Source organism: Lactobacillus sp., from assembly GCF_051893255.1.
Lineage (GTDB): Bacteria > Bacillota > Bacilli > Lactobacillales > Lactobacillaceae > Lactobacillus.
On record NZ_JBJFHB010000011.1, the window covers coordinates 1 to 15,774 of the forward strand.

13 protein-coding genes are annotated in these 15,774 nt (G+C 50.8%); 11 read left to right on the plus strand and 2 right to left on the minus strand.

Annotation, left to right across the window (positions count from 1 at the left end):
* Positions 1-66: 66 nt before the first annotated feature.
* Complete coding sequence (locus ACI4WN_RS00775) at positions 67-1,377, minus strand: HD domain-containing protein (protein WP_439776552.1); 1,311 nt, start codon at positions 1,375-1,377, stop codon at positions 67-69.
* A 171-nt stretch (positions 1,378-1,548) separates the two neighbouring features.
* Here ACI4WN_RS00775 and ACI4WN_RS00780 point away from each other — a divergent pair, with 171 nt between their 5' ends.
* The 9 genes from ACI4WN_RS00780 (at position 1,549) to alr (ending at position 10,666) form a co-directional block, all read left to right on the plus strand.
* Positions 1,549-1,947 carry a DUF1934 domain-containing protein gene (locus ACI4WN_RS00780; RefSeq protein WP_008462628.1) on the plus strand — a complete coding sequence of 133 codons (399 nt, stop codon included), beginning with the start codon at positions 1,549-1,551 and terminating at the stop codon, positions 1,945-1,947.
* A gap of 46 nt (positions 1,948-1,993) precedes the next feature.
* Complete coding sequence (gene rpoE / locus ACI4WN_RS00785; protein WP_279200886.1) at positions 1,994-2,575, plus strand: DNA-directed RNA polymerase subunit delta; 582 nt, start codon at positions 1,994-1,996, stop codon at positions 2,573-2,575.
* 115 nt (positions 2,576-2,690) lie between these two features.
* The gene (locus ACI4WN_RS00790) at positions 2,691-4,310 is read left to right on the plus strand and encodes a CTP synthase (protein WP_439776553.1); all 1,620 of its coding nucleotides are present in this window, start codon (positions 2,691-2,693) and stop codon (positions 4,308-4,310) included.
* A gap of 120 nt (positions 4,311-4,430) precedes the next feature.
* Positions 4,431-5,699: a UDP-N-acetylglucosamine 1-carboxyvinyltransferase gene (locus ACI4WN_RS00795; protein WP_009557988.1), complete on the plus strand. Its 1,269-nt coding sequence runs from the start codon at positions 4,431-4,433 to the stop codon at positions 5,697-5,699.
* 130 nt (positions 5,700-5,829) lie between these two features.
* Complete coding sequence (locus tag ACI4WN_RS00800) at positions 5,830-6,081, plus strand: type B 50S ribosomal protein L31 (RefSeq protein WP_003612793.1); 252 nt, start codon at positions 5,830-5,832, stop codon at positions 6,079-6,081.
* Between the two features lie 116 nt (positions 6,082-6,197).
* Positions 6,198-7,565: a UDP-N-acetylmuramoyl-tripeptide--D-alanyl-D-alanine ligase gene (locus ACI4WN_RS00805; RefSeq protein ID WP_439776554.1), complete on the plus strand. Its 1,368-nt coding sequence runs from the start codon at positions 6,198-6,200 to the stop codon at positions 7,563-7,565.
* Between the two features lie 11 nt (positions 7,566-7,576).
* On the plus strand, positions 7,577-9,028 hold the full coding sequence (locus ACI4WN_RS00810) for a DEAD/DEAH box helicase (RefSeq protein WP_439776555.1): 1,452 nt from the start codon (positions 7,577-7,579) through the stop codon (positions 9,026-9,028).
* 97 nt (positions 9,029-9,125) lie between these two features.
* Positions 9,126-9,539 (plus strand): holo-ACP synthase, encoded by a 414-nt coding sequence (gene acpS, locus ACI4WN_RS00815; RefSeq protein WP_439776556.1) that lies wholly within the window; start codon positions 9,126-9,128, stop codon positions 9,537-9,539.
* Positions 9,536-10,666, plus strand: coding sequence for an alanine racemase (gene alr, locus ACI4WN_RS00820; RefSeq protein ID WP_439776557.1), 1,131 nt, complete (start codon positions 9,536-9,538; stop codon positions 10,664-10,666). The genes acpS and alr overlap by 4 nt, the downstream gene beginning before the upstream one ends.
* A 60-nt stretch (positions 10,667-10,726) precedes the next feature.
* Here the strand turns inward: alr and cbpA are convergent, their stop codons facing one another.
* Positions 10,727-11,425: a cyclic di-AMP binding protein CbpA gene (gene cbpA, locus ACI4WN_RS00825; RefSeq protein ID WP_439776558.1), complete on the minus strand. Its 699-nt coding sequence runs from the start codon at positions 11,423-11,425 to the stop codon at positions 10,727-10,729.
* Between the two features lie 173 nt (positions 11,426-11,598).
* Between cbpA and pth the strand changes: the two genes are divergently transcribed.
* A complete protein-coding gene (pth, locus tag ACI4WN_RS00830; protein WP_439776559.1) occupies positions 11,599-12,156 on the plus strand; it encodes an aminoacyl-tRNA hydrolase in 558 nt (185 codons plus the stop codon).
* 36 nt (positions 12,157-12,192) lie between these two features.
* A complete protein-coding gene (gene mfd / locus ACI4WN_RS00835) occupies positions 12,193-15,666 on the plus strand; it encodes a transcription-repair coupling factor (RefSeq protein ID WP_439776560.1) in 3,474 nt (1,157 codons plus the stop codon).
* Positions 15,667-15,774 lie beyond the last annotated feature (108 nt).

Consider the following 15,774-nt stretch of genomic DNA (forward strand, 5'->3'; position numbering starts at 1 on the left):
AAAAATAACAGCCGCTATGCGGCTGTTATTTTTTTCTTAGTTATGTTTCTTAATTAATATTTCTTGTTATTGCTCCTGCACCGTGCCATTTTTGATATAAGCCTTAAATTCTGGCACATCTAACATGGCGCTTGGGAAGAAGAAGCGCTCGTCGCCTTGCAGAGTCCCGTTTAAGGCCTTTACTAATGGGCTAAGGCGAGAGAGCTCGATCAAGCTGCCATCTTCTTGCATGATCTCGATTTGGCTGTTGGCATTTTTGCCAGTTGGCTTATAAGCATCGTATGGCTCGTCAAAGGCGGAGTTGAGCCCGGTGTAGTAGTCTGGGTCAAAGCCGGCTTCTTGGATTAAGGCCTGCAGCTTGGGCAAGAGCTTTTTATTATCTTCCGTAACCGTGGCGCTGGCCAGGGGCTTTCTGAAGAGGTAGCGCTGGGCCAGGTCGCTTAAGATGGGGTCGCTTGACTCCGTCCACAGGCTGAAGTTGGTTTCCATGACCCCGTCGTTGACCTTTAAGTAGTCCTCTAGGTCCCAGCTGCCGGCCAAAAAGTGGGCTAGACTCGGCGTCACTGGCAGGTCGCCCTGTTGGTAGAGGTGCTGGGCCCGAGTTAACAGGTGGTGGAGGATTACTTCCATGGACCGGTTGACCCGGTGGTAGTAGATCTGCTGGTACATCTGGTAGCGGGAGACGATGTAGTCTTCAACCGCGTGCATCCCGTTAGCCGTAAAGCAGACGCCCTTTTGATAAGGACGGATCACCCGCAAAATGCGGGAGAGGTCGAATTCCCCGTAAGAAGCGCCGGTGAAGTAGGCGTCGCGGAGTAGGTAGTCCATCCGGTCGGCGTCGGCTTGGCTGGAGATCAGCTTGACCACTTGGGGATCTGGATAAGTCTTGGCGATGACGCTGGCCACGGCTTGTGGAAAATCTGGGTCGACCTTGCGCAAGGCTTGGTTGACCTCAGTCTTGGGATCTAAGATGATTTTTTGCCCGATCTCTTCATGGTTGGTGTCAAAGAGGTGCTCAAAGGTATGTGAATATGGGCCGTGGCCGATGTCGTGGAGCAGGCCAGCAATGGACACCAAGAGGTTGTTGCCCGGGTTCCAGAGGCCGTCTCCAGCTTCTTGGCTTGGGTATTTTTCGCTAAAAAGATTGCTGATCTGGCGGGCGAGCTCATAAACGCCCAAGTTGTGCTCAAACCGGGTGTGGGTGGCGCCGGGGAAGACAAAGGCGGTTGGGCCCAGCTGCTTGATCCGCCGCATGCGCTGGAATTCTTTAGAGCGGACGACGTCTAAGGCCACTTGGGTGTCTAAGTGGATGTAGCCGTGCACGGGGTCGCGGACAACCACTTCCCGCTTTAATTTGGGGCTGGTAAAGTTAGTCAAAATTTTTCCTCCATTTCTATTTTATTTCTGAAATTGCCAATTAGTGCATTAGCCTATTAGTTTATTGCTTTTATTTTTTTCAAAAAGATACTAAAATATAATTATCTATGCTATAAATATTATAGCAAATGTCGCCAGAGACTGCTGATGAAGGGGGTTAGATCTGAAAAAATGAACAAGGTCAAGATTAGCTTAACAAGCAAGATTACCCAGGCCGGAGAAACCGAAACCATTCGCCAGGAAGCAGAAGGCGAATATTCAGATGACGGCCGCAACAAGCGGATTTTTTATGAAACGGAAAACGTGCCGGTCAAGATGTTGGTCAAAGAGCAAGAACTCTTGATCAGACGCGGCACCGATCATGCCAATTTCTCCCAGATGCAGTTTGTCTTGGGCGAAAAGGGCACGTGCAAGTATGTCGTGGAAGGGCGGCAGCTGGACCTGATGTCTGAAACCAAGCGCCTAGAATTGAAAGAAATTGCCGATGGTCAGCAACTTGAAGTTGAATATGACCTCTTTAGTGGTGTAGACTTAATTGGTAGTTATGCCGTTTCATTGATTTTTGTTTAAATGACGTGTAAAATAGACAAGATTGACATAGAGAGGACGTTCAACCGTGGGATTAGCTGATTTTAAAGACGTAGACCGCAATGAATTATCAATGATTGAAGTTGCGCACGCAATTTTGGAAGACCGTGGCGAAAGAATGGCTTTTGCCGACATCGTTAATGAAGTACAAAAGTACTTGAACAAGAGTGACGAAGAAATTCGCGAACGCTTGCCACAATTTTACACTGACATGAACACTGATGGCCGCTTCATCTCCATGGGGGAAAACGTTTGGGCCCTCAGAACTTGGTTCAAGTTTGAAGCCGTTGACGAAGAAGTTGACCACCCAGAAGACGACGGCGACGAAGCATCTACCCGTAAGCACCACAAGAAGGTTAATGCCTTCTTGGCTACGACTGAAGGCGACGATGTCATCGACTACGAAAACGACGACCCAGAAGACGAAGATCTGGACGCTGACAGCGACGATGATGACGATGACGACGACACCAGCAGCGACGATTACGACTACGATGATGACTACGACGACAATGAAGACGACGAAGAAGAAGACTCATTGCCAGACGGTATCGAGGGCCAATTGTCACAGCTTGATGACGACGATGACGAAGAAGAAGACGAAGAATAGGATTTAATCCTTGACTTACAAGCAAAAAATAGTTACTATTTTGCTTGGGCACCCTATGTGCGTTTAGCTCCCTGACTAAAGGGAGCTTTTTTTATTATTTTCAAAGGAGAGTTCAATGACCAAGTATATCTTTGTGACTGGCGGCGTAGTTTCATCATTAGGGAAGGGGATCACGGCGTCAAGCATCGGCCGTTTGCTGAAGAACCGCGGCTTAAAGGTGACCATGCAAAAGTTTGACCCATACATCAACATCGACCCAGGTACCATGAACCCATACCAACACGGTGAAGTTTTTGTTACTGACGATGGTACGGAAGCTGACTTGGACTTAGGCCACTATGAAAGATTGGTTGACGTTAGAACCAGCAAGTACTCCAACGTTACTACCGGTAAGATTTACCAAGAAGTCTTGAAAAGAGAACGGCGCGGGGACTACCACGGTGGCACGGTGCAAGTAATCCCTCACGTAACCAACATGATCAAGGAAAAGGTCATGCGGGCAGCCCAAATGACTGACACCGACGTTGTGATTTCCGAAATCGGTGGTACGGTCGGCGACATGGAATCAACGCCATTCATGGAAGCCATCCGCCAAATGCGTAGAGAAGTGGGCTCAGAAAACGTGATGTACGTTCACGTAACCTTCGTGCCATACCTGCGGGCAGCCAAGGAATTAAAGAGTAAGCCAACTCAGCAATCTGTTTCCATGCTGCGGTCAATCGGGATTCAGCCAAACATGCTGGTCTTGAGAAGCGAAATGCCAGTACCACAGGAAATGAAGGACAAGATCTCAACCTTCACCGACGTGCCAGTAGACTACATCGTTGAATCCCTGGATGCGCCATCCCTGTTTGATGTTCCGCTTTCTTACCAAGAACAAGGCGTTGACCAAAAGATCGTTGACTTCCTGCACATTGACAGTCCTAAGCCAGTTGCCGACATGGACGAATGGCGGAGAATGGATGAACGGGCTAAGAGCTTGAAGCACAAGACCAAGATCACTTTGGTCGGCAAGTACGTGGAACTGGAAGATGCCTACATCTCAGTTACCGACGCCTTGCAGCACGCCGGCTACCTGTACAACACCAAGATCGAAGTCAACAAGGTGCAAGCTGAAGACATCACTGAAGACAATGTAGCTGAACTTTTGGGCGACACCCAAGGCTTGATCGTACCTGGCGGCTTTGGGACTCGCGGGCTTGAAGGGATGATCACTTCCATCAAGTACGCCCGTGAACACAACCTGCCATTCTTGGGCATCTGCTTGGGGATGCAAATGGCCAGCGTCGAATTTGCCCGCAACGTCTTGCACTTAGAAGACGCCAACTCAGCTGAAGCTGAACCAAACTGCAAGAACAACATCATCGACCTCATGGCTGACCAGCGCGACCAAGAAAAGATCGGTGGTACCTTGCGTCTGGGCCTGTACCCAGCCATGCTGAAGGCCGGCACCAAGACCCGCGAATGCTACGATGACCAAGAAGTCATCCAAGAACGTCACCGCCACCGCTACGAATTCAACAACAAGTACCGGGAAGCCTTTGAAAAGGCCGGCTTGACCTTCAGCGGCGTTTCTCCAGACAACCACCTGGTAGAAATCATCGAATTGACGGACAAGAAGTTCTTTGTAGCAGCCCAATACCACCCAGAATTCTTGAGCAGACCAAACCGTCCAGAAGGTCTCTTCAAGGGCTTTATTGGGGCAGCTAGTGGTTTAAGTGTCGACAAGTTCTAATTTTTGTTAGATAATAGATGATAGTGACAAGAGAAGAGCACCCTCTTCTCTTGTTTTTTTGACGAAGATCCATTATCATTATTATGATAATTTGACAAAAGAAAAGGACTACTTTCCCAAATGAAGCAAATGATAATTCACGGAGGGAAACCCCTACAAGGCGATATTTGGATTGGTGGGGCCAAGAACTCGACGGTCGCACTGATTCCAGCATCAATTTTATCCAGAACACCGGTAACTTTAGAATCCGTTCCTAGAATTGCGGATGTTGATAACTTGATGGACCTGCTGAGTGAAATGGACGTTCATTGCAACTTCCAAGAGACGACTTTGCAGATCGATCCTACTGAAATCAAGATGAGTCCCCTACCTGCCGGGAAGATCAAGAGCTTGCGGGCCTCATACTATTTCATGGGCGCTTTGCTTGGCCGCTTTGGCAAGGCTGTTGTAGGCTTTCCCGGTGGGGACGACATTGGCCCACGTCCCATTGACCAGCACATTATGGGCTTTCAATCACTGGGCGCTGACGTTAGATATGAAAATGAACAGATCGTAATTACCGCTCCTGATGAAGGGCTGAAGGGCGCTAGAATCCACCTGAAGATGGCCTCGGTTGGGGCCACGATGAACATTATCATGGCTTCGGTAACGGCCAGCGGCCGGACGGTCATTGAAAATGCTGCTAAGGAACCAGAAATCATTGACCTGGCCACCTTCTTGAACAACATGGGGGCTAAGATCAGAGGGGCTGGTACGGAAAGCATCAGAATCGATGGCGTTGACCGCCTGGAATCCAAGGTGCCGCACACCATCATCCCTGACCGGATTGAAGCTGGGACTTACATCTCCATGGCTGCCTGCATCGGCAATGGCATTCGAATTCACAACATCATCGCTGAGCACCTGGATGCCTTTTTGGCTAAGGTGGAAGAAATGGGCGTCGTGATCGATGCTGACGAAGACTCGCTCTTTGTCTACCCAGCTGGGGACCTCAAGATGGTGCAGGTAAAGACCGGGACTTACCCTGGCTTTGCTACTGACTTGCAGCAGCCGATTACGCCGCTGCTTTTAACTGCCAAGACTGGCGAAGGGGTCATCATCGATCCAATCTACCCGAAGCGGAACAAGCACGTGCCAGAATTGCAAAAGCTGGGTGCCTCAATCACCTCGATGAACAACATCATCTTGGTGCACCCAGGCAGCCACTTGCACGGCGGCGTGGTTCACGCTGACGAAATCCGGGCGGGTGCTTGCTTGATGCTGACTGGCCTGATGATTGACGGCGAGACCGTCATCAACAACGCTGGCAACATCCTGCGGGGCTATGACCGAGTTGAAGAAAAATTGCGCCAAATCGGTGCCGACGTGGTTATCCGCGATGCTGAATAAGAAAAGCTGGCTTAGGCCGGCTTTTTATTTGCTCAGGCCGCTTGTCAAAGCGGGCGGTTCGTGGTACTATATTAGAGTTAATCGATTAATCTATGGCCCGCAGAGGGCTATGGCAAAGGAGTTTTAAATTATGAAACAAGGTATTCACCCAGATTATCAAGAAGTTTGCTTCATGGACTCAGCAACTGGTTTTAAGTTCGTTGCCGGCTCAACTTTGAAGTCATCAGAAACTGTTGAATTCGAAGGCAACACTTACCCATTGATCCGTGTTGAAATTTCATCAGATTCCCACCCATTCTACACTGGCAAGCAAAAGTTTGCCGCTGCCGATGGTCGAATCGAACGTTTCAACAAGAAGTACGGCTTCAACAAGAAGAACTAATTGTTCTTTTTACACTAAAAGCAGCCCACTTGGGTTGCTTTTTTTGTTGTAATGGACAATAAACAAAGTATAATAGACTAAGTGTTTAAATTTTTTCTCTAAGGAGCAGTATTTCAATGAAGATGCAGTTGGCGGAAATTGCCCAGGCCTTAAATACCACTTGTGAAGGCGATGCGGAGACGGTCATTGCCTCCGTTGCCTTTGACTCAAGAAAGATCAAGGAAGGCGCCTTGTTTGTCCCAATCAAGGGCGAACGCGACGGCCATGACTTTGTCGCTTCCGCAATCGCGGCTGGGGCCAGCGCCACTTTGTGGGAAAAGGGCCACGCAAATAAGCCAGAAGGCATTGCCGTTTTAGAAGTTGCTGACACCTTGAAGGCCATGCAAGACCTGGCACACTATTACTTGCAAAAGGTCAACCCAACCGTTGTCGGCATCACCGGCTCAAACGGCAAGACCACGACCAAGGACATGGTAGCCGCCGTTTTGGCCAAGCGCTTCAACGTTTATAAGACCCAGGCCAACTTCAACAACGAAATCGGCGTGCCAATGACCATTTTGGAAATGAAGCCAATCACCGAAATCTTGGTTTTGGAAATGGGCATGGACCGGGCAGGCCAGCTCCACGAACTGAGCAAATTGGCCCGGCCTGATGTAGCCGTGATCACCATGATCGGCGAAGCCCACATCGAATTTTTGGGCTCAAGAGCCGGCATTGCTGATGCCAAGATGGAAATCACTGACTTCTTGCAAGAAGATGGCGAATTGATCTATAACGGCGATGAACCGCTGCTGGTTGAAAGAGCAGAAAAGCTGGCACAAGACAAGGCAACCTTTGGCTTTGAAGACAAGGACACCATCCATGCCCTGTCCATGCGGTCCACCATGCACCACACCTACTTCACGGTCAACGATACTGACCGGGAATTTGCAATTCCGATGATCGGCCGCCACAATGTTTCTAACGCCATGGCTGCCATCTTGGTCGGCCGCCACTTTGGCGAAAGCGACGAAGAAATCGCAGCTGGTCTGGCCGGCTTTGTCCCAACGGCCAACCGGATGGAATGGGAAAAGGGCGACTGCGGCGAAGATATCATGAGCGATATCTACAACTCTAACCCAACTGCTGTCAAGGCAGTTACTGCTTCCTTTGGCAAGGTCGACGTAGCTGAAGGCGGCCGCCGGATCGCCGTTTTAGCCGACATGCTGGAACTGGGCAGCCGTTCTAGCGAACTCCACCGCGACTTAGCAGATAGCCTGGACCCAGACAAGATCAACGTCTTATACCTCTACGGCCCAGAGATGAAGAATTTATACGAGGCCTTGACTGACAAGTATCCTAGCCAAAGCCTGCACTACTACCCAGAAGACGAGATGGGCCATTTGATTGATGACTTGAGAAGCGACATTCGCAGCAACGACATCGTCTTATTGAAGGGCTCACATGGCATGCACTTGGAAAAAGTGCTCGACAGACTGAAATAGGAGAACAATTTTTGAAATTTACTGAATTAGGATTGAACGACAACTTGTTAAAGGCGATTAAGCGGTCTGGCTTTGAAGAGGCAACGCCGATTCAAGCCCAAACCATTCCCTTGGCCTTAGCCGGCAAGGACGTGATCGGTCAAGCCCAGACGGGGACCGGTAAGACCGCAGCCTTTGGCTTGCCAATCCTGCAGCAGCTGGATAAGAAGAATAAGGCTATCCAAGCAATCGTGATTGAGCCAACTAGAGAATTGGCCATCCAGACCCAAGAAGAGCTCTTCCGCTTGGGCAGAGACGAAAAGGCTAAGGTCCAAGTCGTTTACGGCGGGGCCGACATTGGCCGGCAAATTCGCGCTTTAAAGAGCGTTCCAGAAATCTTGGTCGGGACGCCAGGGAGACTCTTGGACCACTTAAAGCGCAAGACCATCAAGCTCGACCAAGTCCAAACCGTAGTTTTGGACGAAGCTGACGAAATGCTGGACATGGGCTTTATCCAAGACATCGAAAGCATCTTGACTTACGCGGAAAACCGCAGCCAAACCCTGCTCTTCAGCGCTACTATGCCTAAGCCAATCCAAAACCTGGGCGAAAAGTTTATGAAGGACCCAGAAATCGTCAAGATCAAGGCTAAGGAACTGACGGCTGACCTGATCGACCAATACTTTGTCCGCGTCCGGGAAAACGAAAAGTTCGACATTATGTGCCGGCTGATCGACGTGGAAAACCCAGACCTGGCCGTGGTCTTTGGCCGGACCAAGCGGCGGGTTGACGAATTGACAAGAGGGCTGCAAGCGCGCGGCTACAACGCTGCTGGCATCCACGGCGACCTCACCCAAGCCAAGCGGATGCAGGTCCTCAAGCGCTTCAAGGAAGGCAAGCTGGACATCTTAGTAGCAACCGACGTGGCGGCACGTGGCTTGGACATTTCCGGGGTTACCCACGTTTACAACTACGACATTCCGCAAGATCCAGATTCTTACGTTCACCGGATCGGCAGAACCGGCCGGGCTGGCAAGACCGGGATGAGCGTTACTTTTGTGACGCCAAACGAAATTGGCTACATGCGGACCATCGAAGCCTTGACCAAGAAGAAAATGTCACCGCTTCGTCCGCCAACAGACGCCCAAGCCTTCGCTGGCCAAATGAAGCAGGCTGTAGAAAAGGTTGACGACCTGCTCAAGGGCGACCTCAGCAAGTATGACGACGAAGCAGCAAAGCTGCTGGAAAACTACTCAGCTGAAGACCTGGCAGCAGCGCTTTTAAAGGAACTGTCCAACGATTCTGACGTTAAGGTCAAGATCACGCCTGAAAAGCCGCTCCCATACCGGGGCAAGCGCCGGGACGGCCACCGCAGTGGCAAAAACGACCGCGGCCGGAACAAGGGCAAGAACTTCAAGGGCGGCAAGCACTTTGACAAGAAGCGGAATAAGCACGATTTCCGCATCCGGGGCCGGAAGGGCTAGGCTAAATAACAAACTAGTAAAAAATCTTAAAAAGACCGAGTTTTTGACTCGGTCTTTTTTCCTTTGTGCTATCATTTAAAAAGCGTGAGGTGAAAAGATGGTCAAAAATATCGGAATTGATATTATCGAGGTTGAGCGGTTTCGGAAAATTGTGGCAAGAGGCGACAATTTTGCCCAAAAAGTTCTGACTGAAAAAGAATTTGCTCACTACCAAACCCTCACGGAGAAAAGAAAGACTGAATACCTTGGTGGCCGCTTTGCCATCAAAGAGGCTTTTTCCAAAGCTCTCGGCACGGGGATCGGCAAGGCAGTCGCCTTTCAAGATGTTGAAACGTTAAACAATGAATTAGGTGCTCCCATCACCAGCTCCCGGGTCTTTGAGGGGAAGATTTTTTCCACGATTGCCCATGATGACCACGAAATCGTCGCGGTTATCGTCTTAGAAGAAGAGCCAGGTTGGACGCGCCTGATGCGGAAGCTGTTAAAGAAATTGTCTTGGAGGAAAAAGTGATTACAGCAGTTAACCGACCAGCGGCCTTGCACATCAACGTGGCCGCGATTAGAGAAAACACCAAGCAGGCCAAGGCTCACTTAAAGCCTGGCCAAAAGCTCTTTTGCGTGGTTAAGGCCAACGCCTACGGCCACGGGGCAGCCAAGCTGGCCCCGGTCATGGTGGAAGAGGGGGCCGACGGCTTTTGCGTGGCCATGCTGGACGAAGGGCTGGAACTTCGCCGGGCCCAAATCGTCAAGCCAATTATCGTTTTGGGCCTGCAGCCGGCTGAACAGGCTCCTTTAGCGGCCGCTAACGATATTTCCCTGCCAGTGTCCAGCATTGACTGGCTGAAGGCTGCTGAGCCGCTTTTAAGACAAGAAGGCCTGCAGCTGAAGATCCACCTGGCTATCGACTCTGGCATGGGCCGGATCGGCTTTAGCGAAGAAGACGACTTTAAGGCCGTTAACGAGTACTTGAAAGACAATGACGCCTTCTTCGTAGAAGGGATGTTTACCCACTTTGCTTCAGCTGATTCTAGCGACAGTCGCTACTTTGACTACCAGGTTAGCCGCTTCAAGAAGATGGAAAGCCTGCTGACGGTTAAGCCTAAGTGGATCCACGTGGACAATACTGCTGCTAGCCTGTTTGACAAGGACGTAGACAGCGACATCGTCCGCTTTGGGATCGGCCTTTACGGCTTGAACCCATCTTCAGCTCCGGGCGCAGAAGACCTGACGCCGGCCTTTAAATTGACGCCGGCCATGTCCTTTACTAGTGAACTGACCTACGTCAAGCAAATTCACAAGGGCTATGGCGTTGGCTACGGGTCAACCTATGTGGCTGATGCCGATGAATGGATCGGCACCGTGCCAGTTGGCTACGCTGACGGCTGGATCCGCAAGTTCCAGGGCTTTCAGGTCAAGGTTGGGGACGTCTACTGCCCAATCGTGGGCCGGGTCTGCATGGACCAGTTCATGGTTAAATTGCCTAAAGAAATGCCGATCGGCAGTCCGGTTGAGCTGATTTCTGACGATCCTGACGCGCCAAACAGCTTGCGCAAGGCAGCTGACTGGCTGGACACCATCCACTACGAAGTAGCCTGCCAGTTAAACGACCGCTTGAAGCGGGTTTATGACAATGAATAGAAAAAATCCTCTGCATTTGCAGAGGATTTTCTTTTTGTTGTCTTATTATCTTTTTAAGAACTATTCTTCGTTCAAGAAGACGCCAGGCTTGTCTTCGCTCATGATGTTCATGCCGGCAGCCAGGTCTTCAACAGCAACGACTGGGTAGCCCTTGCTCTTCAGCTTCTTGCAGATGGCCTTCATTTCGGTTTCGGTCGTCCCTTGTGGCAGGGTGAAGAGGACGCGGCGGACGTACTTGCCATCAAATTGGCCAGCTGGTGCGTCCAAAGTCATGGCCCCGGCCAGGTTGACGAACTTAGAAATGATCTTGGTCATCTTGGTCAAGTTGCCGGAGTCGTTAGTGGACAAAACCGTCAAAACGTAAGCACCGGTCTTCACGTTCCAAGCAGAGGACAGCATGTCCAAGAGGCGGGCGTGGGTCAAGATGCCGTAGAAGTTGTTGTTGTCATCCAAAACGGCAATGTAAGGCAAGTCCTTGATGGTAAAGAAGACTTGGAAGAATGGAGCGTTGATCTTGATGGTCTTGGTTGCGTTCTTCAAGAGGTAGGTTACTGGCAAGGACATGTCGCCGCCTTGGGACTTGTGGCGGTAAATGTGCATCTTGTAGATGTTGCCGCGGAAAATCTTGCCGCTGTCATCCAGAATTGGCACGCAGCGGTAGCCAGAGTTTTCCAGCACCTTCAGGGCTTCTTCCAAAGTCGCGTGCTCGTTAACAGTTGTCAGGTAGTCTTTCTTGATCACTAATGATTTGATTAGCATTGGAGAACCTCCATGATTGATTTGTAATAGAATGTAAATGTTTTCCTTGATCGTACTTTTTCATTATAGCATGCAAAAAATCAAAATTAAAGATTGCTTAAATGCGCGAAAAGATAAGATTTTTCGCAGATGTGCTAAAATAAATGAGATATTGTAAACGAGGAGATCATTTGATGAAATTAATCGTCGCTTTGGGCAACCCTGGCCTTAAATATGAAAAAACCAAGCACAACACCGGCTTCATGGCCCTGGACCACTACTTAAACAAGCACAACCTGACCTTGAACCGGGACAAGTTTGACGGCCTGTATGCCAAGGAAAAAATTGGCGGGGAAGACGTCATCTTCTTAGAGCCGCAGACCTACATGAACGAATCTGGCAAGTCGGTAGCGCCAATGGCCAACTTTTTCAAGATTGATCCTGCAGACATCCTGGTCATCCATGACGACATGGATATGCCGGTGGCCAAGCTTCGCATCCGGGCAGGCGGCAAGTCCGGCGGCCACAACGGGATCAAGAGCATTATTGCTAGTCTCGGCACGGAAAAGTTCAACCGTTTGAAGATCGGGATCAAGCACCCCGACAAGCAAAGCGTCGTTTCTTGGGTCTTGACGCCTTTTGATGCCGACCAGCAAGCCCTGTTGGACCAAAGCTTTGAGACGGTCGACCAGGTGATTGACGACTTTATCGCCGGCAAGAGCGCACAATATTTGATGAACCGCTACAATTAAGGCAATTGCAGCTATTTTTACTAGTAGAACATAAACATGCAGCTAATTGATTTTGTCAAAAAAGATCAAGCAGTGACGGCATTTATCGCAAAAACGTCCCGGGTGAAGAATTCCCTGATTACAGGAATCGAGCGGGGCGCTTTTGCTGTCTTTTTAGAGGCTCTCTTAGCCATCAGACAGGTGCCCCTGCTCTTGATCGAAGAAAATGAATATAAGGCCCAAGAGCGGTATAACGACTTAAGCCGCCTGTTTGCAGACGCGGACCTGGAAATTTTTAGCCTGGATGGCAACCTGGCTACTCAAACCGCGGTCAGCTCGCCAGAAGAACTGGTCAGCCGGATCCAGGCCTTGAACCTCCTCTTAGAAAAGCGGCCGGGCATCGTGATCGCGACGCCGCAAGGGCTCCAGTATCCCTTGAGCCAGCCAGAAGCTTTTGCCCAAAACCGCCGGCAGCTTCAAATCGGCGATGAAATTCCTTTAGATCAGCTGGCCAAGTGGCTCATGCAGGCTGGCTACCGGCGAGAGAGCCTGGTGGCTAAGCCTGGCGAATTTGCCATGCGGGGGGACATCGTTGACGTTTACCCCCTAGACCAAGATAGCCCAATCCGGATGGAATTTTTCGGCGATGAAGTTGACACCATCAAGACTTTTGACCTATCCAGCCAAAGAAGCACGGATGACCTGGAAAAAATCGACCTGCCGGCTGCGATCGACCACGTTTTTCAAGCTGAAGACTTGGAAAAAGCCGCAGGCGCCATTGCTCAGGAGATGACGGACGATTCGGCTGTTGATCTGGAACTGGCTAAGGAAAGCCTGGAACAGGGGCAGCTGCCGGAAAACTACATCCGCTATATCGACTACCTGCAAGAAGACCACTATACCTTGCTGGACTACCTGGCTGCTTCCGGGCTGGTCATTTTTAACGACTGGCAATTAATTGAAGATAGCCAAAAGAGTTTAGATGCCATCAACCAGGACTATCTGGCCCAAGAAGCTGAGCGGGGAGCACTTTTGCCTAAGCAGACCCTCCGCCTGCCCTTTGATTCAGTTTTAAAAAAGGACCAGCACAAGCGGGTTTATACCAGCCTTTTGGCCCACTCCATGGGGCGCCTGCGCTTTGGCCAGCACCTATCTTGGGACACGCGTGAACCCCAGCAGTTCTTTGGTCAGATGCCGCTGTTAAAAACGGAAGCTGAATCCTACTTAAAGCGGGGCGACACCGTCATCTTGCAGGTGCCCAGCCTCAAGCAGGCCCAGCAGTTCTCCATCAGCTGCCACGACTTTGACCTCCACTTTCCTTTAGTCAAAGGCGACTTTAAAGAAGGACAGGGGCAGATCGTGGTGGGCGGCTATGCCAGCGGCTTTGTCCTGCCGGAAAGTCACCTGGTCTACTTGACAGAGCGGGAGCTTTTTAACCAGGTCAAAAAGCCCAAGAAACGGATCAAGACCCTGGAAAATGCCCAGCGCCTGCGGAGCTATACGGAACTCAAGCCAGGCGACTTCGTCGTTCACGTCAACCACGGGATTGGCCGCTTTGAGGGGATCAAGACCCTGGAAAATGACGGGGTCAAGCGCGACTACATCACCATCACCTACCAAAAGGGCGACCAGCTCTTTGTCCCAGCCGACCAGCTGAGCCTGGTGCAAAAATACGTGGCTTCAGAAGGCAAAACGCCCCACATCAACAAATTAGGCGGCAGCGAATGGGCCAAGACCAAGCGCAAGGTCCAAGCCCGGGTTGAGGACATCGCTGACGATCTGATTGATCTTTATTCAAAAAGAGAGTCAGAAAAGGGCTATGCCTTCTCGCCGGATGGCCCTGACCAAGCAGCCTTTGAAGCTGCCTTTCCTTACGAGCCCACGGCTGACCAGCTTAGGGCCAGTGCCGAAATCAAGGCTGATATGGAAAAGCCCAAGCCCATGGACCGACTCTTGGTCGGCGACGTTGGCTTTGGTAAGACGGAAGTCGCCATGCGGGCGGCTTTTAAGGCCATCTGCGACGGCAAGCAAGTGGCCTTCTTGGTTCCAACCACCATCTTGGCCCAGCAGCACTACCAGACCATTAAGGACCGCTTCCGGGACTTCCCGGTCGAAGTGGCGGTCTTATCCCGGTTCCAAACCAAGAGCGAAAGCAAGGAGATCACGGAAGGGCTCAAGGATGGTTCAATTGATCTCGTTGTCGGCACCCACCGGCTTTTGTCTAAAGACGTAAAGTTTAAGGACTTGGGCCTCTTGATCATCGATGAAGAGCAGCGCTTTGGGGTCAAGCACAAGGAAAAACTTAAGCAGCTGAAGACCAACATTGACGTTTTGACCCTGACGGCCACGCCAATTCCGCGGACTTTGCACATGTCCATGATCGGGATTAGGGACTTGTCAGTCATGGAGACGCCGCCTAAGAACCGTTATCCAATCCAGACCTATGTCTTAGAGCAGCTCCCAGCCACGGTCAAAGAGGCCTGCCAAAGAGAAATGCAAAGAGGCGGGCAAGTCTTTTACCTCCACAACCGGGTTGGCGACATCGAGGAAACGGTGGGGCGTCTTGAGCAGCTGCTGCCAAATGCCCGGATTGCTTTTGCTCACGGGCAGATGGGGGAAGGACAGCTGGAAGACATCTTGGCCAGATTTTTAGCCGGGGACTACGACATCTTGGTTACGACCACCATCATTGAAACCGGGATTGACATGCCTAACGTCAACACCCTGATCGTGGAAGATGCCGACCACTACGGCTTAAGCCAGCTATACCAGTTAAGAGGGCGGATCGGGCGGAGCGCCCGTTTGGCCTATGCCTACTTCCTCTACCAGCCAAACAAGGTCTTAACTGAAGTTGGGGAAAAACGGCTTGACGCTATCCGGGACTTTACGGAATTGGGGGCTGGCTTCAAGATTGCCATGCGGGACTTGTCTATCCGCGGGGCCGGCAACATGCTAGGCGCCCAGCAGCACGGCTTCATCGACAGCGTCGGCTACGACCTCTACTCCCAGATGCTGGCGGATGCCATTAAAAAGCGGCAGGGCAAGAAGACGGTCGTTAAGTCCAATGCCGAAGTCGACCTGGGTCTTGAGGCTTACATTCCAGACAGCTACATTGCTGACCAGGAACAAAAGATTGAGTTCTACAAGAAGATCAAGGCCATTAATAGCGAGCAAGATCTAGAAGACGTGGAAGATGAGCTTTTGGACCGCTTTGGCGACTACCCAGAGGCGGTGGAAAATCTCTTGAATATCGCGGGCCTCAAGGCGGGATGCGACTATGCCCAGATCTTGACCATGCAGAAGGTCAAAGACCAGGTCAAGGTGGTCTTTAACGACCACGCTAGCCGCGAACTGGAAGGGCCGAATATCTTTAAGGCCTTAGAACATGTCAGCTTCCGGGCCCGGATCAGCCTGAATCCGCAAAAGCGGCTGGTGACGGTCCTGCAGCTGCCAGACAAGCTCAATTACCGCCGCCTTTTTGACGAACTGACGACTTTTGTCAAGAGTGCCGGTGAGATCATTCAAAGATAGCAGACGAAGTCAATGGTAACCCCTTACTGAAGTAAGGGGCTTGAAACGCAAGTTTCAGGTCTCTTATCTTTAGCAGGGAGGCTGGAGAAATCCAGCTTTCATTGTCTA